We start from the raw sequence: 24,673 nt of genomic DNA, 5'->3' as shown, positions 1-24,673 counted from the left end.
TACGGCCCATCCCGGAGGGGATTATGGGCGGTAAATGACCCCGCGTTGCTTGTAGTGAGTGGGTGGGGATTAGCCCTTCATGATCTCCGCGCGCTGGGCCATGTAGTCCTCCATGGCGAGTTCGCCGTCGCTGTACCGCTGGTCCAGTTCAGCAAGTTTGCGCGCCCGGAAGCCCTGCGGGGCCGACGGCGGCAGGGGCGAGGCGGGGCCGGGGGCCGGCTGGGCACTGGGTTGCTGGCCGTCGAACTGCTGGCCCTTGACCTGCGGTGCGTCCTGCGGTGCGTCCTGCGGCGGGAAAGGCTGGGACTGCTTGCCCGGGTAGCCGGGGCTGTCCTCGTAGGGGACCGGCGGCGTGGGCTGCTGCGGGGCGCCGAGCTGGCCGAAGGCCCCGTAATAGTCCCGCTGGGTGTAACCGTCGCGCGGCTGGTTGCTCTGCGGGCCGGGGTAGTTTCCGGGAGCGTCGCCGGGGAACTGCCCGAACTGGTCCGGGCCGCCGGTCATGCCCTGGTTCTGGTTCCGGCCGCGCACGGACTTCTTGTAGTAGCGCATCGCCATCGGGATCAGGAATGACAGAACGATGATCCAAAAGAACAAATTGTTCACGGTACCGGGCCTCTCAGGAAGTGTCCTTCCAGCTTAACGCTCCCGCCCCGTCCCTCGTGCCCTGGCGATCCAGAGTTGTGGCGGAGCTCAGGGCCGGCCGGGCTCTTCGACGCCGGGCGGCCCCTCGCCCGAGCCGAGAGGCACCCCGGGGCCGAAGACCGGCCCGGGGAGGGGACGCTTGGCTGTGATGCCGTCGCCGGAGGAACGGTTCCGGAGCCGGCGGACCACCCAGGGCATGAAGTGCTCGCGCGCCCAGACCAGATCACCGGACCGCGCCTGCCGCCAGCTGCGCTGCGGCAGGGGCTTGGGGGAGAGCGGTTCCAGGGTGTGCTCGACGTTGAGCGAATCCAGGACCATGGCCGCGATGGTGTGGTGGCCCAGCGGTGAGAAGTGCAGGCGGTCCGCATCCCACATCTGCGGATCGTTGAGCTGCCGCAGGGACCACATGTCCGCGATGATGGCGTCGTGGCGGGCCGCGATGGTGCGGAGGTTCTCGTTGTAGATGGCGACCTTGCTGCGCACCCGGCCCAGCACCGACGAGCCGGTGTCGGGTCCGTTGAAGAGGACCACCGTGGCGCCGGCCAGGCTAAGGATCTGCACCACCGAGTCCAGCTTCTCGGCCAGGGCATCCGGATCCCCGCCGGGGCGGATCAGGTCGTTCCCGCCGGCGGACAGCGTCACGAGATCGGGCCGGAGGGACAAGCAGTGTGCCAGCTGCTGGTCCACGATCTGCTGCAGGAGCCGGCCCCGGACGGCCAGGTTGGCGTAGGCAAAGTCCTCGTGGCCGCGGCTGAGCTCCTCGGCCACCCGGTCGGCCCAGCCGCGGTGGCCACCCGGGCTCGCGGGCTCGGGGTCACCGATGCCCTCGGTAAAGGAGTCGCCCATGGCCACATAGCGGGTCCAGGGATGGGTCACGGTGGGGCCGGCGGATTTCTCCTCGGCGTCTGTTTCGCTCACGTTCATATCCTGCACTCCTCCCGCAACGCTACGCCACCGTAGGTTGTTACTTGAGGGTAACTGTAAGAATGGAGCCATGACTTCCGCTGCTGCCTTCCCCGCCCCTGTTGTCCTGTGGTCCAAGCCTGAGGGGGAGCGCGCCGGCAAACCGCTCCTGGTCCTGCTGCACGGCTACGGCGCCAATGAATCGGATCTTCTGAGCCTGGCGGACCTGCTGCCGCAGGACTTTGTGGTGGCCTCGGTGCGCGCTCCGATGGTGTCCGGGGCCGGTTTCACCTGGTTCCCGCTGACCGCCTCGGTTGACTACAGCCTCGACGCCGTCAAGGATGCCGCCGCGTATGTGGAGGACTGGCTCGACTCGGTCCGGCCGAACCACCCGTCCGTGACGCTGCTGGGCTTTTCGATGGGGATGGCCCTGGCCACCAGCCTGCTGCGGCGGCGTCCCGCGGACTATGCCGCCGTCGTCGGGCTGTCAGGTTTTGCGGTCGACGCCGGAGATGACCCCAGCTTCCGTGACACCGAACTGGACGGGACGGTGCCCATGTTCTGGGGCCGCGACCAGCAGGACCCGGTGATCACGCCCGACAAGGTCGAGTTCACCATGGGCTGGGTCCGGAAACACGCGAAGCTCACCAAGGTGCTCTACACCGGCATGTGGCACGGCATCAACCAGCAGGAAATCGGGCATGTCTCCGAGTTCCTCACCCATGAGGTGCTCACCAAATAGTCAGGCTCCGGCGAGTGTGCTGATCCGCACGGTCCGGCCGTTCACTGTCACGGTGTCGCCGTGGTGGAGTTGGCGGCCCCGGCGCTCGTCGATCTCACCGTTGACCTTCACGAGGCCGCCCCTGATCAGCTCCGCAGCCTCCACACCGTCCTCGACCAGGCTGGCGAGCTTCAACAGCTGGCCCAGCCGGATCATGTCGTCGCGGATGGGGATCTCTTCAATTTCCGGGTTGCTCATACCAGCAATGATGCCTGACGTAAGGTGACCACAATGACGCACACGCCCCGGCTTCCGTTTCTCGCGGGGCTCCCCCTCGCGGTGGCCGCCGGGCTCCTGATGCCCGTGCAGGGCAGGATCAACGGCGCGCTGGGGGTGGCGCTCGCGGACGGAATCGCCGCCGCCGTGGTGAGTTTCACCACCGGATTGGTGCTGATGGCCGCGATTTCGCTGGCGCTGCCGCGGGGCCGGTCCGGGCTCCGGCAGATCCTGCCGGCCCTCCGGGAGCGCCGGTTCCCGCCCTACTACGTCCTGGCGGGCTTCATCGGCGCGTTCTTCGTCTTCGCGCAGTCGTTCACCGTCGGTCTGCTGGGTGTGGCCCTCTTCACCGTCGCGACCGTAACCGGACAGACCCTCAGCGGGCTGTTCGTGGACCGGATGGGGATCGGCCCGGGCGGCCGCAGATCCGTCACCGGCATCCGGGTGATCGGCAGTGTCCTGACCGTCGCCGCCGTCGCCTGGGCGGTATCGCCGCGCCTCGCCGGCGCCGGTCCGGGGCCGGCGGAGCTGCTGGTTCCCCTGTTCCTGCCGGTATTGGCCGGATTCCTGATGAGCTTCCAACAGGCAATGAACGGCACCGCCGCCGTGCACTACGGCACGCCCATCGCCGCGACCCTGATGAACTTCGTGACCGGCGGGGTCCTGCTCTGGGCCGCCTGGCTGGTCAAGATCGCCGTCGCGGGCCCCGGCAACCCGCTCCCGGGGGACTGGTGGTTCTACCTTGGCGGGCCGCTGGGCTGCGTCTTTATCGTCGTCGGCGCTGTGCTTGTCCGCAGCCTGGGCGTGCTGGTGACCGGGCTCGGCATGATCGCCGGGCAGTTGCTCGGCTCCCTGGGACTGGACCTGGCGTTCCCGTTGCCCGGCACCACAGTCGAGCTGCCCACGGTGCTCGGGACCGTGCTGACCCTGGCCGCGATTGTGCTCGCAAGCCTGCCCTGGCCCAGGGGCGCCCTGCGGCAGCGCCGGAAGCCGGCAGGCCGGTAGGCTAGGAGGCGCACCGTCCTGCGCCGCCATCATCGAGCAATAGCTGTTTGCTGTGTGCGGGCAGTTTTGTGTTTAAGTCTTGCGTTATTGGCAGTGTCCCGTCCGGCAACCAGCCGGTGTACCGGGGCTGAGACCACGGACCGCACCCAGCGGCCCTGTAGAAACTGGAGTTAGTTCCCATGGCAGCAAAATCCGTCCTCGACCAGATCATTTCCCTCGCCAAGCGCCGGGGTTTCGTATTCCAGGCCGGTGAGATCTATGGCGGGTCGCGTTCCGCCTGGGACTACGGGCCCCTGGGTGCCGAGCTGAAGGAAAACATCAAACGCCAGTGGTGGCAGTCCGTGGTCCGCGGCCGCGAGGATGTTGTCGGCCTGGACTCCTCCGTGATCCTGCCCCGCCAGGTCTGGGAAGCGTCCGGCCACGTCGATGTGTTCTCCGACCCACTCGTTGAGTGCCTCTCCTGCCACAAGCGCTACCGCGCGGACCACCTCGAGGAAGAATACGAGGAGAAGAAGGGCCGTCCCGCCGAGAACGGCCTCAAGGACATCGCCTGTGCCAACTGCGGCACCCGCGGCGAATGGACCGAACCGCAGGAGTTCTCCGGCCTGCTCAAGACCTACCTCGGCCCGGTGGCCAGCGAGGAGGGCCTGCACTACCTGCGCCCCGAGACGGCCCAGGGCATCTTCGTCAACTTCAGCAACGTGCTCACCACCTCGCGCAAGAAGCCCCCGTTCGGCATCGGCCAGATCGGCAAGTCCTTCCGCAACGAGATCACGCCGGGCAACTTCATCTTCCGCACCCGCGAGTTCGAGCAGATGGAAATGGAATTCTTCGTCGAACCCGGCACCGACGAGCAGTGGCACCAGTACTGGATGAAGGAGCGGATGTCCTGGTACACCTCCCTCGGCATCCGGGAAGACAACCTGCGCTTCTTCGAGCACCCGCTGGAGAAACTCAGCCACTACTCCAAGGGCACCACGGACATCGAATACCGCTTCGGCTTCCACGGCTCCGAGTGGGGCGAGCTCGAAGGCATCGCCAACCGCACCGACTTCGACCTGTCCACCCACTCCAAGGCGTCCGGCCAGGACCTGAGCTACTTCAACCAGGCCACCAACGAGCGCTACACCCCGTACGTGATTGAACCGGCGGCCGGCCTGACCCGTTCCTTCATGGCGTTTATGATCGACGCGTACACCGAGGACGAGGCCCCCAACGCCAAGGGCGGAGTCGACATCCGCACCGTGCTCAAGCTCGATCCGCGCCTGGCCCCGGTCAAGGCAGCCGTGCTGCCGCTGAGCCGCAACGAGGACCTGTCCCCGAAGGCCAAGGACCTCGCCGCCCAGCTGCGCAAAAACTGGAACATCGAGTTCGACGACGCCGGCGCGATCGGCCGCCGCTACCGCCGCCAGGACGAAATCGGCACCCCGTTCTGCATCACCGTGGACTTCGAGACCCTGGACGACCAGGCCGTCACGATCCGCGAACGTGACACCATGAGCCAGGAACGCGTCTCCCTGGACAAGGTGGAGGGCTACCTGGCCGCACGGCTGATCGGCGCCTGATCGTGGCGATCACCTACCGTGAATGGCGCGACGGCGACGACCTCGCCCTGCTCGAAATCTGGGGCGGGCCCGAAACCGAGCAGGCCCGGCAGTTCCGCGGCACCCTGGCACCTTCGGGGAACGCGCCGTGGCGCCGCTGCGTCGTGGCCGAGGACGTCGTCGACGGCGTGGCGATCCCGGTCGCGGCCGGCGTGATCCACGAGGCCGCGCTGCACCCGCAGCGGCTCTGGGCCTACATCGAGGTCGACCGGCAGCACCGCCGCACCGGCGTCGGCTCCACGCTGCTGACCATGCTGCGGCATGAAGCCGCACAGTCGCCGTCGGGCGTCTCCCGGCTCCGGACCAAGGTGGAGCCGGGCACGCCCGGCGCGGCCTTCGCCGAGGCGGCGGGCCTGGCCCCGATCCAGCGCTCCCGGCTTGTCGTCGTGGAGCCCGGTTCGCTCAAGCTGCCCGTCTTCGGCGACGGCTCGGAGGCTGCGGCCGCCGAGCAGGTCGAGGACCTCGCCACCGGTTCGGTGGAGCTCAGCGACGTGGTGGGCCGGTACTACACGGCGGTTCACGCCTGGGACAGCCCCGGCGAGCTCGGCATCGGCACGGTCCAGCGTTTGTTCCTGGACGAACTCAGCGGAGCCCACGGCGCCATCGTGCTGCGGGCGCCGAAGGCCAGCGCCTTCGGCCAGGGCGTGCCGGCCAGCCGGAAGGGCCAGCTCCAGGCCTTCGCGATCAGCTACGCCGAGCTTGCCCCCGGCGCGGACGCGGCGGGGCATGGCACCTCAGGGCAGGACGCAGCAGGGCAGGGCGCAGCCGCCTCCGGGTGGCCCACCGACGTGTTCCTGGGCCACGAGCCCAAACTCGCCGAGGACGAGGCCCGGGCCGCCGTCCGGGACCTGCTGGCGCTGATTGCGTTCAACCACCCCGTGGTGCTGGAACTGGACGACTCGATGGAGGCGCTGCGCGCCGTCGTCGAGCCCCTGCTGGAGAGCGGCCAGGCCCGCCTTCAGGGAGCCGAGACCCTGGTCGTCTCCGACCCGGTCTAGCCGTCCGTTAACGCAGCCGCCCCGCAGTAGTTTTCACTATTGCGGGGCGGCTGCGTTAAGGCGTCAAACGGGTGAACCGCTGCGGGGCTACTTGCCCGGCGGCATCACCGGCGGAACGAAATCGAACGTCATCCCGAGGAGCCAGACGAGCAGCAGCACCACCGGAAGGTGGAAGACGAACTGCAGGAACGTGAAGCCGACCAGGTCCCGGGCCCGCAGCCTGAGCACCGCCAGCAGCGGCAGCATAAAGAACGGGTTGATCAGGTTCGGCAGGGCCTCGGCGATGTTGTAGATCTGCACCGTCCAGCCGAGGTTCATCTGCACATCGGTGGCGGACTGCATCACATACGGCGCCTCGACCAGCCACTTGCCGCCGCCCGAGGGGACCAGCAGGCCCAGCAGGGCCGTGTACAGCGCAATCACGACGGCGAACCCGCCGCCGCTGCCGATCTGCGTGAAGAACTCGGCCAGATGAGCCGAGATGGTCAGGCCGCCGTGGCCGGTGGCCTTGGTCAGGATCGCCGCCATCGCGGCGTACAGCGGGAACTGGACCAGGATGCCGGCCGTCGCCGGGACGGCCTTGGTGACGGCCTGCAGGAAGTTCCGCGGTGTGCCGTGCAGCACCAGGCCCAGGATCAGGAAGACCAGCAGGTACCCGTTGAGGCTGCTCACCACGGTCAGGAAGGGCTTGGTCAGGAACTGCGAGACCAGCCAGCCGAGCGTCAGGACGCCGGCCAAAATGGGCAGGATCATGCTGAACTCCAGCCATTCGCCCGGGCGCGAGCGCGGCTCCGATTCGCTCGGTTCGTCGTCAAGGTCGACGCCGAGATCCTCCGCGGTGCGGATGGATCCGCCCTGCGGTGCCGAGAAGTGCGCGATCACCGTGGTGAGCGCCATCAGGATGGCCAGGGTGAGCAGCGACTGCCAGGTGAAGATCGTGGTCCCGAAGTCCAGGATGCCGGTGATCTTCAGCAGGGCTGGCGGCAGCGAGGCCGCCGTGGCCTGCAGCTGCGCGGCCGAGGAGGACAGACCGAGCGCCCAGACGGCACCGAGGCCCATGAAGGCCGCGGCGCCGAGCGCGCGGTAGTCCACGGTCAGTTCCTTGCGGCGGGCGATGGCGCGGGCCAGCAGGCCGCCGAAGATGAGGCTGAGGCCCCAGTTGAGGAAGGACACCGACATCGACATCAGCGCCACGAAGCTCACCGCGGTGCGGGCCGTCGCCGGGATGAGGGCCAGCCGGTTGATCAGCTTGGCCACGGGCGGGGACGTGGCGACGACATAGCCGGTCAGCACCACCATGGCCATCTGCAGGGTGAAGGCGGTCAGGTCCCAGAACCCGTTGCCGAACGAATCGGCGATGGACTGCGGCGAGGCGCCGATGGCCAGGGCGGCGACGGCGATGATGATGACGCCGGCCAGCGCGAAGATATAGGCGTCCGGGAACCATTTCTCGGTCCACGCCGCCATCCGCTGGGCAACGCGGGCAAGGCCGCGTTCTTCGCCGATGCCGCTTTTTGTCAGGACTGTGTTTGCCACAGGGGAGTCCCTCTCCATTGGGTGCGATTTTGTACCCGTTGGAGTTTAGTGATGAAAATCTCGGAATCCGGGCTTATCGGCGCCGGCCGCCTGCGCGCCGCGGACCTTCCGCCTCGTCCAGGCGCTGCCGTTCCTCCTCGGTCGGGGCACCGCCGCCAAGGTCCGCCGGCATCCACCACGCGCCCGGTCCTGGTTCCAGCGGGAAGTCCGCGATGCAGGCATCGATGCCGGCCTGCAGCGTCGCACGCAGCACTTCGGTGGCGGGCCGGGCGTCGCGGGCCTGGTCCACGATCACGGGTTCGCCGACGTGAATCCGGACCGGGGCGCGCCAGGCACGGGCGGGGGAGAAGCCGTGCTCCCGGGTCATCAGCCGGTGCGCGCCCCAGATCGAGACGGGGATGACGGGCACGCCGGCCTGGGCGGCCATCCGCACGGCGCCGGTCTTGCAGTCGCGCACCCGGAAACTGCGGCTGACACCGGCCTCCGGCAGGATCGCGATGTACTCGCCGTCGCGGAGCCGGGCGACGGCGGCGTCGTAGGCGTCGGTTCCGGGTCCGTACCCGACGACGACGTGCCCGGCGGCGCTGACCGCGGGCCCGGCCAACCAGTGATCGGCGGCCGCCTGGGTGATCAGGAACCGCAGCTGGGTCCTGCTGTGCGACCACAGCAGCAGTTCGGCAAAGGCGAAGTCGAGGTAGCCGAAATGCGTCACCGCGATGACGGCGCCCCGGCCCGGGACGACGCGGCGGGAGGAGCTGTGCGGGGCACCACTTCGGGGGGCATGGCCGCCAGGATCCGGCGCCGGAAGGTGCTCCTCTCCGGTGACGATCACCCGGATCCGGAACAGCCCGCGCAGCGACCTCCCGGCGCGGACAATGGCCCGGTAGAAGCGGTCGTTGGGCCGGGGCCGCCAAGGCATTTCAGCGCCCGCCTGGCTGCTGTCCGCCTGGCTGCTGGCCGCCTGCCTGGGGTCCGCCGGGCTGGGGCCCACTGCCCTGCGGCCGGCGCGGCGGCAGGGGCAGGAACCCCGAGGTGGATTCCACATATTCCTGGTAGCCGGGGCGGCCGGACATGGCCTTCTCGGTGAGCGGCTTGCCCGACTTGCCGGCGAGGAGCCAGATCATCAGGACAGGGGAGAGGACGGTCAGCACGCCGGGCCAGGAATCAGCGGCGACGAGGAAAATCCCGGTCCAGGCGGCCGCATCGCCGAAGTAGTTCGGGTGCCGGGTATAGCGCCAGAGTCCGGTGTTGAGCACCGTCCCGCGCCTGGCCGGGTCGGCCTTGAACTGCCCCAGTTGCCAGTCGCCGACCGTCTCGAAGACGAAACCGACGATCCAGAGCAGCACGCCCAGCCAGGCCAGCCAGCCGAGGCTTCCGGTGCTGAACATCCCCACCTGCACGGTGAGAGAAACGAAAAAAAGGATCACGCCCTGCGGCAGGTAGACCTTTCGCAGGGCGTACACGTTGCGGGACCCGGGGGCCGTGGAAAGCATGTCCACGTACCGCGGATCCTCGTGCCCGCCACGGGACCGGAGGCCGATGTGGAGACCCAGCCGGATGCCCCAGACGGCCACGAGCGCCAGCAACAGCAGCCGGCGGCCGTCGTCGCCGTGTCCGGCAGAGAGCAGCCAGGAGATCGCGGCCACGACGACGAAGCCGAGGCCCCAGACGGTGTCGATGACCGAGTGGCGGCTTTGGCGGACGGCAACGGCAAACGTCAGCGCAAGCAGAGCGACGAGGCCCGCCGCCACCCACGGCAGGCTGGCGAGGAAGGCGCTGAACGGAAAGTCCGGCATCACAGCACCACCGGGAGGCTGGCGCCGGAGGCGGGCAGGAGGCTGCGGAACGTGTCCGTACCGGGCGGCAGTTCCCGCCCGGCGCTGCGGGCGAAGGCCTCGAGGATGAACCCGGTGGCCAGCGAGTTCCACAGACCCAGCCGGCGGACCATAAAGTGTCCGGCCCCCTTGAGGGCGACGTAGTCCACGGACTCCGCGACGCCCTCGGCCCGGCGGGCGTAGGCGAGCGAGTTCGCGGGGCTGGTCCAGCGGTCCCCGGTCCCGTGGACAATCAGGATGCGCCGGCCCGCCAGGGGTTCCACCGGGGTCCTGGCATCGAGCCAGGGCGCGAGGGCGACGACGGCCCGCACCTCCGGGTGATCCGCTACGCAGAGCGCGGTCAGGCCGCCCATCGAGTGGCCGAGGAGAAAAATGGGGACGCCGGGGTGATCGCGGCTGATGTGGGACAGTGCCCAGCGGGCGTCCTGAATGGGGGACATGTCCTTCCCGTTCCAGCCGCGGTACCGGTTCCGCAGTGTCCAGACGGCCAGCCCGTCGGATCCGGCGCCACTGCGGAGGGCGCGGGCGAAGGGGAGCATCCGCGCCGGGCTCAGGTGCCCGCCGCGGACTGATTCGTAGCTGTTGGAGCGCCCGCCGTGCAGGACCAGCGCGACTCCCCGGGTTGTCCCTCGAGCCCCGTCGATGCTCAAGACGGCCTTGGCAGCCGCGCCGGGACCTCCCGTTTCAGCGTCGCGGTCGTCTATCTTCCGTATGGCCACGCCGTCTCCTCCATCTTGTCCGTTAAGTCCAACGATAGGGCGCTGTGCCCGCATGTCCATTGAGCATTCGGAGCGGAGACGGCCAAGGATGGGACTGCTGGCTGGCCCGGGGCCGGAACCCCTTGACGGAGCCGGGCCGGAAGAGTAGGCCTGTGCTCGTAAAACCTCCGGACTCCTGCCGGTGGGAGCACGGGCCACCGTCCCGATTCGGGTCTCATGACACATTTTCCCCGATACAGAAAATGAGACGGTACAAAAAATGAACGGAAACAGCTTCGATAGCCTGCGCGAGCAGGTCCGTGGGCAGGTCATCACCGCAGGCGACGAAGAGTACGACGCCGCGCGCGCGGTCCACAACGGGATGATCGACAAAAAACCGGCCGCCGTGGTCCGGGTATCCCAGGTGGCTGATGTCATTGCCAGCGTCAACTTCGCCCGGGACAACTCCCTGGACCTCGCCATCCGAGGGGGAGGGCACAGCGCCCCGGGCTTTGGCACCTGGGATGACGCGCTGGTCATCGACTTCGTGAACACCAAGGGCGTCCGCGTCGATCCGGCAAACAGCACGGCGAGGACCGAAGCCGGCGCAACGTGGGCCGACTTCAACCACGCCACGCACGCGTTCGGGCTGGCGACCACGGGCGGGATCGTTGGTTCGACCGGAGTCGCAGGGCTCACCCTCGGCGGGGGCATTGGCTACCTGAGCCGCAAGTACGGGCTCAGCTGCGACAATCTCATCTCCGCCGACGTTGTCACGGCCGAGGGGAAGTTCCTGACGGCCAGCGAGAGCGAGAACGACGACCTCTTCTGGGCGCTGCGCGGCGGCGGCGGAAATTTCGGCGTCGTGACCTCGCTGGAATACCGCCTGCATCCGGTGGACATGGTCCATGTCGGCATCATCGCCTACCCCCTGGAGCATGCCGAAACGGTGTCGAAGTTCTACCGGGACCACCTGGCGTCTGCGCCTGAAGAGCTGGGAGTTTTCCTGGGATTCGCCCTTGGACCCCCGGTACCGTTCCTGCCCGAGGAGTGGCATGGCAAGCCGGTCTGCGTGGTGGTCGGGATGTGGACCGGCGACCCGTCCGAGGGACCCGCCCGCTGGCAGCCGTTCCTCGACGCCGCACCGGTGGCGGGCTCAATGGTGGCACCGATGCCCTACCCGGCGCTGAACCAGGCCTTCGATGCGCTGCAGCCCAAGGGCCTCCTGAGCTACTGGAAAGCTGACTTCCTGCCGGAGCTCACTGACCGTGCCATCGAGGAGCACATCCGCCACGGGGCAACGATTCCGACGGTACAAACCGCCGTGCACCTCTACTCCATTGACGGGGCCGTGCAGCGGGTGGGTCCGACCGAAACAGCATTCGCCAACCGGAACGTGAAGTTCGCGCCGGTCATTGCCGCCTTCTGGCAGGATCCGGCCGACAATGACAGGAACGTCGCCTGGGTCCGCGAATATGCGGAGGCCCTGCGGCCGCACTCGGCTCCCGGCGGCTACATCAACTTCATGGACCGCGACGACCAGGGCAGGGTCGCGGAGAACTACGGGCCGAATTACAAGCGCCTGCGGGAGGTCAAAGCCAAGTACGATCCGCAGAACCTCTTCCACGTCAACCAGAACATCACCCCGGCCTAACCGGACAGGGCGTGGGCGGAGGCGGGCGCTGGGGGACACCGGCGCCCGCCCCGGCGTCGTGCGTCACACCGGCGCCAGCCGTCAGGGTCATAATGACACCCCGAAACACCGTAAAGTCTTCGGCATGAGGTTGAACTGCTGATGGGCGCCGGACATTCACACATCCCACCAGGACACGCGGCTCCGTCGCCCCAGGCGCTCGCCGCGCGGAAGAAGGCCAACCTCATCCTGGCCGCCATCCTCATCCCGCTGACACTGCTGACCCTCGTGGCGATGGCCCTGCTGTGGCCCTCGGGCAGCAAGGAGGGGATCACGCTGGCCAGCCCCTACGCGGCAGCTCCGGGAGTCACGTTCGACACCGGAAAGATCCAGCGGGTGGTCACCGGAAGCTGCATGGACGCCGTCGCGCAGGGACCGTCCGGGACCGGGACGGCACCACAACAGGGATCGGAATGCACCTTTGCGTTCACGGACCCGGACAAGGGCGGCAGCCCCGTCAAGGTGGTCATCAACCCCGACGTCGCCAAATCACACGGCGTGAAGGTCGGCGACAACATCCGCTACCTGAACCTCTCCAAGGCCCAGGCCGCCGAAGCCCAAGGCACACCCGCTTATATCTTCGTCGACTTTGTCCGGACCCTGCCGATCATCTTCCTGGCGGTGCTCTACGCCGTCGTTGTGATCGCGGTGGCGCGCTGGCGCGGGCTGCGCGCGCTGATCGGACTCGTGGGAGCCTACGGCGTGCTGGTGTCCTTTATGCTGCCGGGGCTGGTGGAGGGCAAACCGCCGCTGCTGCTGGCTCTCGTAGGGTCCACCGTAATCATGATCGGCGTGCTGTACTTCGCCCACGGCTTTTCCGCCCGGACCTCCACGGCTCTGCTCGGCACCATGTTCGGTCTCGCTATTACCGCGCTGCTGGCGGCGTGGGCCACCGACGCCGCCAACCTCGCCGGCGTCGGCAGCCACGATTCCGCCACCCTCTCGAACATCTCGGCCAACATCTCCATCTCCGGCATCATCCTGTGCGGCCTGATCATTTCCGGCCTGGGCGTGCTCAACGACGTCACCATCACCCAATCGTCGGCGGTTTGGGAACTCTGGGAACTGGCCCCGGAAACTTCCGCCCGGCAGCTTTTCACCTCCGCCATGCGGATCGGCCGGGACCACATCGCCTCCACCGTTTATACGATCGCGTTCGCCTACGCCGGTGCAGCCCTGCCCGTGCTGATCCTGGTCATGCTCTACGAGCGGCCGCTGGGTGACGCGCTCACCAGCGCCGAACTCTCCGAAGAAGTGATCCGCACGCTCGTGGGTTCCGTCGGGCTGGTCCTGGCGATTCCGGTCACCACGCTGATCGCGGTGCTGGTGGTCAAGGCAACGGGAATGAAGGCAGCCGGCGCCAGGCCCGCCCTGATCGGTTCCCCCGGCGTCGCCACTCCGGATGGCGCCGGCCCGCGGCGGGAGGCCGAGGCCCACCTCCGGCGGGAGGACGACGCCGTCGCGCGTGCCGTTGAAGTCAACGAGGCGCCTGCCGGGCGCCGCGGCCGCCGCGCCGCAGCACGGGACTGACGCCGGTTTTCCACATAGCCGGCGCGGATCGGGCCGATTTGCCCGGCTTTGAGACAATGAACGGGTGACTGTTGTAGCTACCCCTCCCGCGCCCAAGCTGGAACTCCCGCCCCTGAAGCTCGGCCCCCTGACGGTGGACACGCCCGTGATCCTGGCTCCCATGGCGGGGATCACCAACTCCGCGTTCCGCAGGCTCTGCCGTGAATACGGCGGTGGCCTGTACGTCGCGGAGATGGTCACATCCCGCGCCCTCGTGGAGCGCACACCGGAATCCTTGCGGATCATTTCGCACGACGACGACGAAAAGGTCCGGTCCGTCCAGCTCTACGGCGTGGACCCCGTCACCGTCGGCCAGGCCGTCCGGATGCTCGTCGAGGAAGACCGCGCGGACCACATTGACCTCAACTTCGGCTGCCCGGTGCCCAAGGTGACCCGGCGCGGCGGGGGATCAGCCCTGCCCTGGAAGATCGATCTGTTCACCTCGATCGTCCGGACCGCGGTCAAGGAGGCCTCCCAGGGCAACATCCCGCTGACCATCAAGATGCGCAAGGGCATCGACGAGGACCACCTCACCTACCTCGACGCCGGCCGGATCGCGCGCGATTCCGGGGTCGCCGCCGTCGCACTCCACGGCCGCACCACGGCACAGTTCTACTCCGGCCAGGCCGACTGGTCCGCGATCGCGCGGCTGCGCGAAGCCCTGCCCGACATCCCGGTGCTCGGCAACGGCGACATCTGGTCCGCCGAGGACGCCATCCGGATGGTCCGCGAGACCGGCGTTGACGGTGTGGTGGTGGGCCGCGGCTGCCAGGGCCGCCCGTGGCTGTTCGGCGACCTCATGGCCGCCTTTGAAGGCAGCGAGAAGCGGCACACCCCGGATCTGCGGAAGGTCGCAGAGAGCGTCTACCGGCACGCCGAACTGATGGTCGAAACTTTCGGGGACGAGGGCAAGGCTCTGCGTGAAATCCGCAAACACATGGCCTGGTACTTCAAGGGCTACGTGGTCGGCAGCGAACTGCGGACCAAACTCGCGATGGTGACAAGCCTCGAAGTGCTCCGCGGGACCCTGGACCAGCTGGACCTGGATTCGCCCTACCCCGGAGGGGACGCCGAAGGCCCCCGCGGCCGCGCAGGCTCGCCGAAGAAGGTGGCCCTGCCCAAGGATTGGCTGCTGGACCGCACCATGGACGCCGAGCAGTCGCGCGAGATCTGCCACGCGGAACTGGACGTGTCCGGTGGCTGAAACCAGGACCACCGCCCCCGTGCTGGACGGCTACGTGGCCCGCGACACCGCCCGCTGGGTGGAGGAGCCGCCCAAGTCCACCTACCGTTCCGACTTCGAACGCGACCGCGCCCGGGTCCTGCACTCCTCTGCGCTGCGCCGGCTCGGCGCCAAAACCCAGGTCGTGGCACCGGACACCGACGACTTCGTCCGCACCCGCCTCACGCACAGCCTCGAGGTGGCCCAGGTGGGCCGCGAGCTGGGCCGTGCCCTGGGCTGTGACCCGGACGTTGTCGACACCGCCTGCCTCAGCCACGACCTCGGCCACCCGCCCTTCGGGCACAACGGCGAATCGGCCCTGAACGAGGTCGCCCACGCGATCGGCGGCTTTGAGGGCAACGCGCAGACCCTGCGCCTGCTGACCCGGCTCGAGCCCAAGGTCCTCGCCCCCGACGGGCGTCCCGCCGGGCTCAACCTCACCCGCGCCAGCCTCGACGCCGCCGCGAAGTACCCCTGGTCGGCCGAGAACGCCCCCATCATCCACGGGGAGCGGACCAGTAAGTTCGGCGCTTACGAGGACGACCTGCCGATCTTCGACTGGATCCGCGAGGACGCCCCGGAGCGCCGCTCCTGCCTCGAGGCGCAGGTCATGGACCTCGCCGACGACATCTCCTATTCCGTGCACGACGTCGAGGACGCGATCGTCGCCGGGCACTTCCAGCTGCGCTGGATGGACAACCCGGACCACCGCGCCCGCGTCGTCGGGTATGCCAAGCAGTGGTACCTGCCGCACAACGACCCGGCCGCGATCGATGCGGCACTGGCCCGGCTGGAAGCCACGAGTGTGTGGGTCCGCGAGGCCAACGGCAGCCGCAAATCCATGGCAGCGCTCAAGGACATGACCAGCCAGCTGATCGGCCGGTTCTGCCAGAGCGCGCTGGCGGCCACCCGCGCGGTTTACGGCCCGGAAAACCTGACCCGCTACAACGCCGAGCTGATCGTTCCGGACGAAACCGTGATGGAAATCGCCGTGATGAAGGGCCTGGCCACCACCTTCGTGATGACCACCGAGCACCGGCAGCCCATCTACGAGCGCCAGCGCGAGGTCCTGCACGCCCTCGTCACCGCCGTCAGCGCCACCGGGGACCGCCACCTGGAGCCGATGTTCGCGGCAGACTGGCGCGACGCCGAGGACGACGGCGGACGGCTGCGCGTCGTGATCGACCAGGTCGCGTCACTGACCGACGGCTCCGCGCTGGCAATGTACGAGCGGCTCGTGGGCAGCCTGCCGTCACTGTGGTGACCGGAGGGGTGCGGGGTGCGGTGACCTGCGGGGTGAGCTTGTCCGCAGTGTACCGTTTTGCGCCGGAGTCGCCAGGGCGCGGGACTAGGATGGCACTGTGGCCGGCCTGATCAAACGCGAAGACATCGACGAAGTACGCCAGCGCACGGACATCAAGGAAGTAGTCGACGGCTACGTGACGCTCAAGGTTGCGGGACTGGGCTCCTACAAGGGCCTGTGCCCCTTCCACGACGAGCGCTCGCCTTCCTTCACCGTCCGGCCCCAGGTGGGCCGGTACCACTGCTTCGGCTGCGGCGAGGACGGCGACGTCATCTCCTTCGTGCAGAAACTGGACCACACGTCATTCCACGAGGCCGTCGAAAAACTGGCCGCCCGGATCGGCTTCGAGTTCCGCTATGAGGACGGCGGCTCCGGCCCGAACCGCGAGGAAGTCGGCCGGCGGCAGCGCCTGCTAGACGCCCACAAGGTCGCGGACGAGTTCTTCCGCGCCCAGCTGCTCACCCCGGGGGCCACCGAGGGCCGCAACTTCCTGCACGACCGCGGCTTTGACCGCGCCGCGGCCGATCAGTTCGGCGTCGGCTACGCCCCGCAGGGCTGGGATGCGCTTCTCAAGCACCTCCGCGGGAAGGGCTATACGGATCCCGAGCTCAAGCTCACCGGGATGTTTTCCGAAGGCGGCCGGGGGATTTACGACCGGTTCCGCGGCCGGCTGATCTGGCCAATCCGCGACATCTCGGGGGACACGATCGGCTTTGGCGCCCGCAAGCTCTACGAGGACGACCAGGGCCCAAAATACCTGAACACCCCCGAAACCGCGCTGTATAAGAAATCCCAGGTCCTCTACGGCATCGACCTTGCCAAGCGCAACATCGCCAAGGACCGGCAGCTCGTCGTCGTCGAGGGCTACACCGACGTGATGGCCTGCCACCTCGCCGGGATCCCGACGGCGGTCGCCACCTGCGGCACGGCGTTCGGAGCCGAGCACATCAAGATTGCCCGCCGCCTGCTCTCCGACGACGGCAGCGGCGGCGAGATAATCTTCACCTTCGACGGCGACGCCGCCGGCCAGAAGGCGGCCCTCCGCGCCTTCGAGGAGGACCAGCGCTTCGTCGCGCAGACCTACGTCGCCGTGGAGCCCAACGGAGCAGATCCCTGCGAGCTGCGTCAGACCAAGGGCGACGCGGCCGTCCGGGACCTGATCAACACCCGGCGCCCGCTGTTTGAATTCGCCATCCGGGCCGCGCTGAAGCGGCACAATCTGGACACCGTTGAGGGCCGGATCGCTGCCCTGCGGGAATCCGCCCCGGTCGTCGCCCAGATCCGCGATGCCGCCATCCGTCCCGGCTACGCCCGGGAACTGTCCGGCTGGCTGGGAATGCCGGTCGAGGAGGTCAGCCGCGCCGTCGGCGCGGCCCAGCCGCCGTCGGGAAGTTCCGGTTCCGGCCAGCACTCGGCGCAAGGCAACGGCCAGGGCCGCGGCCCTGGCCCAGGGTACGCACCCGCCGGGCGATCCGCACCCGGCGTTGCCCCCTTGCCGCCGTCGCCGGGGCTGCCGTCCTTCAACCGGCCCGACCCGCGCGACCCCGTGGCCGCGATGGAACGGCAGGCGCTGGAGGTTGCCCTGCAGCAGCCGGCGATGCTGGAAGGTGAGACCTGGCAGCGTTTCTCCGAGGCCAGGTTCTCGACGCCGGCGTACCTCGCCATCCACGAGGCCATCCGTGCCACCGGACTGGCGTTCGCGGCCGACCCGGTGCGCTGGGTGGAACAGCTGCTGCAGGAGGTTCCCGAGCCGCTGCGCCCGCTCGTGTCAGAGCTCGCCGTGGTGCCGCTGCCGGCCAACACGGCCGATGGAGTCATACGCTACTGCCGGGACATCCTCGCGCGGCTGTTCGAGCTGCAGATCACCCGCGTGAAGGCCGACAAGATGGGACAGCTGCAGCGCCTGGACGCATCCGCCGACCCGGAGGAGTTCCAGCGGCTGAACCGCGAGCTGATGCAGCTGGAAATGCAGCGACGATCCCTGCGCTCGGACGCCTGACTGTCCCATGCTGCCGCGCGCCGATGGTCCCGCCTGGCCGTCCCGTCCGGCCGTCCGGTCCGGCCGCAATTTCGCTTCCCGGCCGGGTGTTTGTTAGGCTTATATCCGCTTCATTCCTCCTTAGCTCAATTGGCAGAGCATTCGACTGTTAATCGAAGGGTTGCTGGTTCAAGTCCAGCAGGAGGAGCGCGCAGTCCCCGTTCCGGGTCACCGGGACGGGGACTTTTTTATACCCGCAGGGGGTATAGCCGAGATTCAAGCAGACGGGTGACGGGCCGATTTCCTAACCGGGAAAACCTTTGCTAATGTCATACCTGCTTCATTCCTCCTTAGCTCAATTGGCAGAGCATTCGACTGTTAATCGAAGGGTTGCTGGTTCAAGTCCAGCAGGAGGAGCGGACAGGTCCCGCACCCGGTGATGAACCCGGTGCGGGACCTTTTTTGCCCTCTTACGGCGCCTTAGCAGTGTTCAAAGTTTGAAGTTTGCGTTCAAACGAAGTACAGCTCCACCTGCAGGAACCGCTCGGCCTCCGCCACAGCCGCCTCGAACGCCTCACGCTCCGTGGGGGACTTGCGGGGTTCGCGCGGGTGCCACTCGTGCGGGGCGGAATGGACCTGGGTAAAGCCGCCCCCGGATGGGGCGTAGAAAATACCGAAGCGCTGCACGGGCCACTCGGGGGAGGACTCCGGGGCGACCAGCAGCGCAGCATCCAAGGCCGCGTTGTACCACTGGGCAATCGGCCGGCGGCGGTCCTCGGTGAACAGCCCGGCCGCGAAGAGTGCCGCGGACTGCTGGCTGGTCTGGCTGCACAAGCGATCCCACCACAGTGGCAGGATTCCGGTGTCATACCGCTGCCACGTGGCGGGGAGGGGCGGATGATCCTGCCAGTGGGGCACATCTACAACTTTATCGCCCGGGGTCGGAAGGGAACAGGGTCCGCGGCGAGCAGCGCAGGAGTTCCCCGGTCGGACATGCACCGCGCTCGAGCTGGCGAGTGGACATGATGCCACTATGCCCACCTCTGGCCGCGACCACTGGGCACGTCCCCAGTGGCGAACTCACTCTGCCCCACCCCGCCGCCAGGACATGCCCCGCGCTCTGGCTGGGGCGTGGACATGATCCCACTATGCCCACCTCTGGCCGCGACCACAGGGCATGTCCTCCCCGGGGCGGGTGTGTCCGCAAGGGAGGGGCGGTCCAGGGAGGCGGTGCCGGGAACCGGCTACTGGATCGACGGGACCGTGCGGGGCCTGACGATGAACCACAGGGCGGCCGCGGCCAGAAAGATGCACGCAGCCTGGACGGCGCCCATCGGCGTGGCGGAACTGACGCCGAACCAGCCCACGACCGGCGAGATGAGGCCGGCCATCAGGAACGTGGCGGCGCCGAGCAGGGACGCCGCGGTGCCGGCCTGCGCGCCGTGTTTGGCCAGCGCCAGGACCTGGACGCAGGGGAACGTGAAGCCGGCCCCGAGGATGTAGAACCACAGCGGCACCATCACGCCCCACAGCCCGAAGCCCAGCTGGTCGAAGATGACGATCAGCACCGCCATGAGAAACATCCACGCCGTGGAGCCAGCCAGAATCCACTGCGGCGGAATCCGCCGGACAAGCCGGGAACTGGTCTGCACGCCCGCGACAATGCCCAGCGAATTCACTCCGAAGAGCAGCCCATACTGCTGCGGGCTGAAGCCGTAGACGCCCTGGAACAGGAACGGCGACGCGGAAAGGTAGGTGAACAGCCCGGCGAAGTTCATCCCGCCCACCATCAGCAGACCAACGAAGATCCGGTCCGCGAACAGCACGCCGTAACGCTGGCGCGCGGTCATGCCAGTTTTGCCACGGACTTCCCGTGGCAGCGTTTCCCGCACCACGAACAGCGCGGCGATGAAGACACACATCCCATAACCGGCCAGGAAGAAGAAGATCCCCGGCCACGGCATAAACAGCAGCAGCTGCGAACCGATCACCGGCGCGAGGATCGGTGCCAGACCGTTGACCAGGGCCATCCGGGAGAACATCCGCACCATGGCAAAGCCGCTGAACAGGTCCCGCACCATGGCCATCGCCACCACGCCGCCGCCCGCCGCGCCGATTCCCATCAGCACCCGGAAGAAGCCCAGCGTCGAGATGTCGGTTGACAGTGCCGCGCCGAGGGAGGCCCCGATGTGCACCGCAGTCGCCAGGATCAACGGCATCCGCCGGCCGAACTTGTCACTGAGCGGGCCCACCACCAGCTGGCCCAGGGCAAAGCCGATCGTGGTGCCGGTCAGCGTCAGCTGCACGGCCGCCTCCGAGACGCCCAGGCTTTCCTCCAGCGCCGGGAAGGCCGGAAGGTACAAGTCCACGGTGAACGGACCCAAAGCCGTCAGGGCGCCCAGCATCAGAATGTAGAGGAGCTTGCGGCGCCGGCTCAGGGAATCACCGGGATTGCTGGGTATCGTCACAGAGGTCCATCCTAGGGCTCGCGAAAGCCGTACGGGTGTGCGGGAAGGGGGCGCGCCACAGCCCGCCGCCGCGCCCGGCGCAGAGCCTGAATGGTAGTTTTGACACCGGGGCGTGCATGAAGCTGCCCAGACCGGCGAGCCCGCGGAAGCGGAATCACAGATGTAACCAGTTAGGCGGGACCGATGAGCGGACGTCACAGCGGCGGGACAAGCGCGGGGCTGCGCATTTCCGCGCTGCCCAGAACCCTGAAACTGATCGCCAAACTGGCTCCGCGGCAGCTCAACGACGAGATTGCCCTCGCCAAGGCCGAAATCAAGCGCAAGGGCATCCAGGTCGGCGTCGCCGCCGCCTTTCTCGGCGTCGCCATCGTCTTCGTAGCATTCCTGGTCATCGGCCTCATCGTCGCCGCCATCATGGGCCTGGCCACGATCATGCCCGCCTGGCTCGCGGCCCTTCTGGTCTGCGGAGTCTTCCTGCTGATCGCCCTTATCGTCGGCCTGGTCGGCGTCCGCAAGTTTAAGAAGGCCATGCCGCTGGTTCCGGAAGATACCCTCCGCGGGCTCAAGTACGACCTCGGCATCGCCAAGGAGGGCTCCGCCTTCGATCCCGCCGTGCTGGATCCTGAATCCGAGCAGTACAAAGCAGCCAAGGCCGCCAAAGCAGAAGCCGCGGCCAAGGCCAAAGCCGAGAAGGAAGCCAAGAAGGCCGCCGAGCCTGAGTTCGGCCCGCCGCCCACTGAAGCGGAACTGCGACGCCGGCTGGACCAGCGCCGCACGCACCTCACCGGAGTCCGCGATGAACTCGACGAGGAACTGGACGTCAAGACCCAGGCGCAGGCCCTGCTGGCAACGGCCCAAGTCAAACTGCAGGGCGGCAAGGAACAGCTCAGCGACAAGATCGTCGGTTTCCGGGCCGCGGCCGAACGCACGGCGAAACGGCGAACGACGTCGGCCGGAACCGCTGCGGACAACGCCGGCACCGGCGTGCCCAGCCAGCTTGGCCAGCGGTGGAAGCCGCTCGTGGCACTGACCGCCTCGGCCGCCGCGCTCGTGTTCCTGCTGCGCAAACTGATCAAGGGCTAGGCAGCCCGCTGAACTGCGACGCCCGAACGTTGCCGGCCACGGAAAGGGGAACTGGATGAAGTTTATCGGCGCTGGTTCCCGGCCTGGTCAGGCCCAGATCCACCACGACAGGGTCGTCACGATCCCTAACGTGTTGACCGTGGTGCGGTTCCTCGGCGTCCCGCTGTTCATCTGGCTCGTGCTCGGGGCGCAGGAATACGGCTTCGCCGCCCTGGTCCTGGCCATCATGGGCAGCACGGACTGGGTGGACGGCTATGTCGCCCGCCGGTTCGACCAAATGTCCAACCTCGGGCGGGTCATGGATCCCATCGCGGACAGGCTGTCGCTGATCGCGGTCGCCATCACGCTGGTGATCGCCGGCGTCGTGGAGTGGTGGTACCTCACGGCGCTGCTCGTGCCGGACGCCATCCTGCTCACACTGTCGCTCTACTATTTCCACGGCCACCCCGACCTGCCGGTCAGCAGGACCGGAAAAATCCGGACGGCACTGCTGTTGGTCGGCACACCGCTGCTCGTCCTGTCGAAGCTCCCAATCCCGGGCACCGAGGCGTACTTCGTGGCCGCCTGGATCTTCCTCGGGCTGGGGCTCGTGGGGCACTGGATCGCCGGTTACAACTACTTCTGGGCGATCATCCGCAAGGGCAGACGGCTCAGGGACACCCCGGCAGACGGCGGCACGCGCTGATGGTGTGGTTCGCGGTACTCCTTGCTGTGCTGGGCGCGTTCTGCCTCGCGTTCGGCGCCCAGCGCCAGGGCAGCGCGGTCAAAGCCGACACCGGCGGACTCGCGCTCAGCACCCACGGTATGCTCCGTCTGATCCGCAGCCCCCGCTGGGTGTTCGGTCTGCTGCTGCTTTGTGTGGGCATGGCGATGAACGCCGTCGCCCTGGTCATGGCGCCCTTGACTGTGGTCCAGCCGATCGGGGCGATCGCGCTGGTCATCACCACAATCGTCAACAGCAAGGACCAGGGCCTGAGCATCAACCGGGCGACGGTCGTTGCGATCTCCGCCTGCGTCACGGGTTCGGCCCTCTTTGTGCTGCTGGCCGTCAACGTGACCCAGGAGAACCACCGGGTCAGTTCCTCGGACGAGCTCACGATTGTGCTGCTGCTGGCCCTGGCAGTCGGGCTGTTCGGCACACTCGCCCTGATGTTCAAGCACCGGATGAGCGCCTTCATCTACATCCTGGGCGCGGGCATCCTGTTCGGCTTCGTCGCCGTACTGACCCGCATTATCGGCAAGCACCTGCTGGACCCGAACGGGCTCGGCGTGCTGAATGTGCCGTGGTATTCGGTCGTGGCCCTCGCGGCCGCCGGCGGCCTTGGCTCGTGGTTCGTCCAGAACGCCTACTCCGGTGGCCCGCCGGACCTCGTGATTGCCGGGCTGACGGTGATCGACCCGATCGTCGGCATCGCGATCGGCATCACCATCCTCGGCGAACTGCGCCCCGATGTCCACGCCGTGACGGCGATTGCCATGGGGGCAGCCGGATCGCTTGCTATCGTGGGAGTGATCGCCTTGTCCAGGCACCATCCCGAAGTCACCAAGCGCAAGAAGGACGCGCGGAAGGCCGCGGGCCGGGTGTCATAGGACAAAACCAGACCTCAGCAGTAGGCCTGGCAGGCCTGCGCAGACGGCCACGACCGTCCCAGCTGCCCGCACCGTGACCACCAGGAGCTCTCCACGTGACCATGCCCGACAACCAGCACCCGCTGACCATACTGATTGCCGCGGACACTTACCCGCCCCACGTCAATGGTGCTGCCATGTTCAGCTACCGCCTGGCCAAGGGGATGAAGGCGCGAGGACATGACGTGCACGTCCTTGCCTGCCGCCCCGATAAGGGCAAGAGCTACACGGAGTTCGGTGACGAAGGAACAGTCCACCGGATCCGCTCGCACTCAGTTCCCACCCACGAATACTTCCGGATCACTTTCCCTTGGGAGATCAAGAAGGAAATCAGCCTGCTGTTTGACCGCGTCCAGCCCGACGTCGTGCACATCCAGAGCCACTACATGATCGGCGAACACGTACTGTACGAGGCCGTCAAGCGTGGCATCCGGATCGTGGCGACCAACCACTTCATGCCGGAGAACCTGAACCCCTTCCTGCCCTTCCCGCAGTGGTTCAAGGACATCGTGGGACGGATTTCCTGGAGGGACATGGGCAAGGTCATGGGCCAGGCCGACGTCGTCACCACCCCCACGCCGCTGGCGGCCAGGGCAATGCATGAGCACGCCTTCCTCCGAAAGGTGCTGCCGCTCTCCAACGGCATCGACTCCGCGGCCTACGAACTCAAGCCCGGCGAGGAACTGGAGCGCCACTCGAGCCCCACCGTGCTGTTCGTCGGCCGGCTCGCCGAGGAAAAGCACATCGATGTCCTGATCGACGCTGTCGCCAAGACGCCGAAGGAGATGGACATCCACCTCGAGGTCGTCGGCGGCGGCGAAGTGCGTCCGGCACTCGAAGCTCAGGTGGACCGGCTCGGACTGCAGGACCGGGTCAAATTCCTGGGACTGGCCAGCGACGCTGATCTCCGCCAGGCCTACCTCACCGCCGACCTGTTCTGCATGCCTGGCACGGCCGAACTGCAGTCGCTCGTGACGCTCGAAGCGATGTCCGCCTCCACCCCGGTGCTGCTCGCTGACGCCATGGCGCTGCCTCACCTCGTGCACGACGGCGAAAACGGCTACCTGTTCACGCCCAATGACAGCGACGACCTCGCGGCCAAAATGGTCCGCGTGCTCTCGCTTCCCGCGGACGAGCTGGCGGCGATGGGCAAGGCGAGCCGGGGGATCGTGGAGAACCACAGCCTCGGCCGCACCCTGCAGGCCTTCGAAGATCTGTACCGCGGCGCGAGCTACGACGACCTCGTCGTCTGATTCTGGCCACTACTATTGTTAGAGTGATTTTCGCCCGGAAACCATCCGGCCCCTTGCGGGCCTGAACGGTTTCCGGGCCACGGGGCTATAGCTCAGCTGGTTAGAGCGCGGGACTCATAATCCTAAGGTCCTCGGTTCAAGTCCGAGTAGCCCTACCTTCCGGCAGTATCCCGTCCGGGATCCGCCGCCCAGGAGCCGCGGCTGACGTTCGACGTCGGCCCCGGCTCCGTTTTGTTCGCCCTCCCGATGCCCCTTCC

Annotated in this window: 22 protein-coding genes and 3 tRNA genes; 16 read left to right on the top strand and 9 right to left on the bottom strand. The window is 67.7% G+C overall.

The features are described 5' to 3' along the window. Nucleotides 1-69: 69 nt before the first annotated feature. Together AC50X9_RS03740 and AC50X9_RS03735 are read right to left on the bottom strand one after the other, a co-directional pair. Nucleotides 70-603 (bottom strand): hypothetical protein, encoded by a 534-nt coding sequence (locus tag AC50X9_RS03740; protein ID WP_494890381.1) that lies wholly within the window; start codon nt 601-603, stop codon nt 70-72. Nucleotides 604-690: 87 nt separating this feature from the next. Next, the gene (locus AC50X9_RS03735; protein ID WP_494890379.1) at nt 691-1,566 is read right to left on the bottom strand and encodes an SGNH/GDSL hydrolase family protein; all 876 of its coding nucleotides are present in this window, start codon (nt 1,564-1,566) and stop codon (nt 691-693) included. Nucleotides 1,567-1,636: 70 nt separating this feature from the next. Between AC50X9_RS03735 and AC50X9_RS03730 the strand changes: the two genes are divergently transcribed. Then, nucleotides 1,637-2,287, top strand: coding sequence for an alpha/beta hydrolase (locus tag AC50X9_RS03730; protein WP_494890374.1), 651 nt, complete (start codon nt 1,637-1,639; stop codon nt 2,285-2,287). Here the strand turns inward: AC50X9_RS03730 and AC50X9_RS03725 are convergent, their stop codons facing one another. Continuing rightward, entirely contained in the window at nt 2,288-2,524 is a 237-nt protein-coding gene (locus AC50X9_RS03725; protein WP_494890370.1) for an RNA-binding S4 domain-containing protein, read from the bottom strand. It abuts the gene before it with no gap. Nucleotides 2,525-2,557: 33 nt separating this feature from the next. Here AC50X9_RS03725 and AC50X9_RS03720 point away from each other — a divergent pair, with 33 nt between their 5' ends. From AC50X9_RS03720 to AC50X9_RS03710, 3 genes are all read left to right on the top strand, one after another. Continuing rightward, complete coding sequence (locus AC50X9_RS03720; RefSeq protein ID WP_494890368.1) at nt 2,558-3,547, top strand: DMT family transporter; 990 nt, start codon at nt 2,558-2,560, stop codon at nt 3,545-3,547. 179 nt (nt 3,548-3,726) lie between these two features. Then, the gene (locus tag AC50X9_RS03715; RefSeq protein ID WP_494890365.1) at nt 3,727-5,112 is read left to right on the top strand and encodes a glycine--tRNA ligase; all 1,386 of its coding nucleotides are present in this window, start codon (nt 3,727-3,729) and stop codon (nt 5,110-5,112) included. A 2-nt stretch (nt 5,113-5,114) separates the two neighbouring features. Next, on the top strand, nt 5,115-6,149 hold the full coding sequence (locus AC50X9_RS03710) for a GNAT family N-acetyltransferase (RefSeq protein WP_494890361.1): 1,035 nt from the start codon (nt 5,115-5,117) through the stop codon (nt 6,147-6,149). A gap of 87 nt (nt 6,150-6,236) precedes the next feature. Here the strand turns inward: AC50X9_RS03710 and AC50X9_RS03705 are convergent, their stop codons facing one another. The 4 genes from AC50X9_RS03705 to AC50X9_RS03690 form a co-directional block, all read right to left on the bottom strand. Continuing rightward, entirely contained in the window at nt 6,237-7,685 is a 1,449-nt protein-coding gene (locus tag AC50X9_RS03705; RefSeq protein WP_494890358.1) for a short-chain fatty acid transporter, read from the bottom strand. Between the two features lie 73 nt (nt 7,686-7,758). Further along, on the bottom strand, nt 7,759-8,604 hold the full coding sequence (locus AC50X9_RS03700; RefSeq protein WP_494890356.1) for a lysophospholipid acyltransferase family protein: 846 nt from the start codon (nt 8,602-8,604) through the stop codon (nt 7,759-7,761). Between the two features lies 1 nt (nt 8,605). Beyond that, on the bottom strand, nt 8,606-9,481 hold the full coding sequence (locus AC50X9_RS03695) for a DUF1295 domain-containing protein (protein WP_494890354.1): 876 nt from the start codon (nt 9,479-9,481) through the stop codon (nt 8,606-8,608). Then, a complete protein-coding gene (locus AC50X9_RS03690) occupies nt 9,481-10,239 on the bottom strand; it encodes an alpha/beta hydrolase (RefSeq protein WP_494890352.1) in 759 nt (252 codons plus the stop codon). Before AC50X9_RS03690 ends, AC50X9_RS03695 begins: the two co-directional genes overlap by 1 nt. 259 nt (nt 10,240-10,498) lie before the next feature. Between AC50X9_RS03690 and AC50X9_RS03685 the strand changes: the two genes are divergently transcribed. From AC50X9_RS03685 to AC50X9_RS03655, 7 genes are all read left to right on the top strand, one after another. Further along, nucleotides 10,499-11,872, top strand: coding sequence for an FAD-binding oxidoreductase (locus AC50X9_RS03685; RefSeq protein ID WP_494890350.1), 1,374 nt, complete (start codon nt 10,499-10,501; stop codon nt 11,870-11,872). A 141-nt stretch (nt 11,873-12,013) separates the two neighbouring features. Further along, entirely contained in the window at nt 12,014-13,441 is a 1,428-nt protein-coding gene (locus AC50X9_RS03680; RefSeq protein WP_494890348.1) for a YibE/F family protein, read from the top strand. A 64-nt stretch (nt 13,442-13,505) separates the two neighbouring features. Then, the gene (gene dusB / locus AC50X9_RS03675; RefSeq protein WP_494890346.1) at nt 13,506-14,684 is read left to right on the top strand and encodes a tRNA dihydrouridine synthase DusB; all 1,179 of its coding nucleotides are present in this window, start codon (nt 13,506-13,508) and stop codon (nt 14,682-14,684) included. Beyond that, a complete protein-coding gene (locus tag AC50X9_RS03670; RefSeq protein WP_494890344.1) occupies nt 14,677-15,966 on the top strand; it encodes a deoxyguanosinetriphosphate triphosphohydrolase in 1,290 nt (429 codons plus the stop codon). Before dusB ends, AC50X9_RS03670 begins: the two co-directional genes overlap by 8 nt. Before the next feature lie 97 nt (nt 15,967-16,063). Continuing rightward, nucleotides 16,064-18,004 (top strand): DNA primase, encoded by a 1,941-nt coding sequence (gene dnaG, locus AC50X9_RS03665; protein ID WP_494890342.1) that lies wholly within the window; start codon nt 16,064-16,066, stop codon nt 18,002-18,004. A gap of 114 nt (nt 18,005-18,118) precedes the next feature. Continuing rightward, nucleotides 18,119-18,191, top strand: a tRNA-Asn gene (locus tag AC50X9_RS03660). A gap of 136 nt (nt 18,192-18,327) precedes the next feature. Then, nucleotides 18,328-18,400: transfer RNA gene (locus tag AC50X9_RS03655), tRNA-Asn, on the top strand. Between the two features lie 93 nt (nt 18,401-18,493). On the opposite strand, the gene AC50X9_RS03650 is transcribed toward AC50X9_RS03655, so the two are convergent. After that, nucleotides 18,494-18,901, bottom strand: coding sequence for a hypothetical protein (locus AC50X9_RS03650; RefSeq protein WP_494890340.1), 408 nt, complete (start codon nt 18,899-18,901; stop codon nt 18,494-18,496). A gap of 326 nt (nt 18,902-19,227) precedes the next feature. Further along, nucleotides 19,228-20,451 (bottom strand): multidrug effflux MFS transporter, encoded by a 1,224-nt coding sequence (locus AC50X9_RS03645; RefSeq protein WP_494890338.1) that lies wholly within the window; start codon nt 20,449-20,451, stop codon nt 19,228-19,230. 183 nt (nt 20,452-20,634) lie between these two features. Between AC50X9_RS03645 and AC50X9_RS03640 the strand changes: the two genes are divergently transcribed. From AC50X9_RS03640 to AC50X9_RS03620, 5 genes are all read left to right on the top strand, one after another. After that, nucleotides 20,635-21,534 carry a phage holin family protein gene (locus tag AC50X9_RS03640; protein ID WP_494890336.1) on the top strand — a complete coding sequence of 300 codons (900 nt, stop codon included), beginning with the start codon at nt 20,635-20,637 and terminating at the stop codon, nt 21,532-21,534. 55 nt (nt 21,535-21,589) lie between these two features. Continuing rightward, nucleotides 21,590-22,219, top strand: a complete 630-nt coding sequence (locus AC50X9_RS03635) for a CDP-alcohol phosphatidyltransferase family protein (protein WP_494890334.1) — start codon at nt 21,590-21,592, stop codon at nt 22,217-22,219. Further along, nucleotides 22,219-23,124 (top strand): DMT family transporter, encoded by a 906-nt coding sequence (locus tag AC50X9_RS03630; RefSeq protein ID WP_494890332.1) that lies wholly within the window; start codon nt 22,219-22,221, stop codon nt 23,122-23,124. The genes AC50X9_RS03635 and AC50X9_RS03630 overlap by 1 nt, the downstream gene beginning before the upstream one ends. Nucleotides 23,125-23,219: 95 nt before the next feature. Continuing rightward, a complete protein-coding gene (locus AC50X9_RS03625) occupies nt 23,220-24,416 on the top strand; it encodes a glycosyltransferase (protein WP_494890330.1) in 1,197 nt (398 codons plus the stop codon). 81 nt (nt 24,417-24,497) lie between these two features. Beyond that, nucleotides 24,498-24,571, top strand: a tRNA-Ile gene (locus AC50X9_RS03620). Nucleotides 24,572-24,673 lie beyond the last annotated feature (102 nt).

This window comes from Pseudarthrobacter sp. HLT1-3 (assembly GCF_059383535.1).
The sequence above is the reverse complement of the archived record's forward strand: the minus strand, read 5'-3'. Positions and strand labels throughout refer to the sequence as shown.

Coding starts and splice junctions, on each gene's coding strand:
- AC50X9_RS03735 (WP_494890379.1), bottom strand. CDS start 1,566: ATGAACGTGAGCGAAACAGACGCCGAGGAGAAATCCGCCGGCCCCACC.
- AC50X9_RS03730 (WP_494890374.1), top strand. CDS start 1,637: ATGACTTCCGCTGCTGCCTTCCCCGCCCCTGTTGTCCTGTGGTCCAAG.
- AC50X9_RS03725 (WP_494890370.1), bottom strand. CDS start 2,524: ATGAGCAACCCGGAAATTGAAGAGATCCCCATCCGCGACGACATGATC.
- AC50X9_RS03720 (WP_494890368.1), top strand. CDS start 2,558: ATGACGCACACGCCCCGGCTTCCGTTTCTCGCGGGGCTCCCCCTCGCG.
- AC50X9_RS03715 (WP_494890365.1), top strand. CDS start 3,727: ATGGCAGCAAAATCCGTCCTCGACCAGATCATTTCCCTCGCCAAGCGC.
- AC50X9_RS03700 (WP_494890356.1), bottom strand. CDS start 8,604: ATGCCTTGGCGGCCCCGGCCCAACGACCGCTTCTACCGGGCCATTGTC.
- AC50X9_RS03695 (WP_494890354.1), bottom strand. CDS start 9,481: ATGCCGGACTTTCCGTTCAGCGCCTTCCTCGCCAGCCTGCCGTGGGTG.
- AC50X9_RS03685 (WP_494890350.1), top strand. CDS start 10,499: ATGAACGGAAACAGCTTCGATAGCCTGCGCGAGCAGGTCCGTGGGCAG.
- AC50X9_RS03680 (WP_494890348.1), top strand. CDS start 12,014: ATGGGCGCCGGACATTCACACATCCCACCAGGACACGCGGCTCCGTCG.
- AC50X9_RS03640 (WP_494890336.1), top strand. CDS start 20,635: ATGAGCGGACGTCACAGCGGCGGGACAAGCGCGGGGCTGCGCATTTCC.
- AC50X9_RS03635 (WP_494890334.1), top strand. CDS start 21,590: ATGAAGTTTATCGGCGCTGGTTCCCGGCCTGGTCAGGCCCAGATCCAC.
- AC50X9_RS03630 (WP_494890332.1), top strand. CDS start 22,219: ATGGTGTGGTTCGCGGTACTCCTTGCTGTGCTGGGCGCGTTCTGCCTC.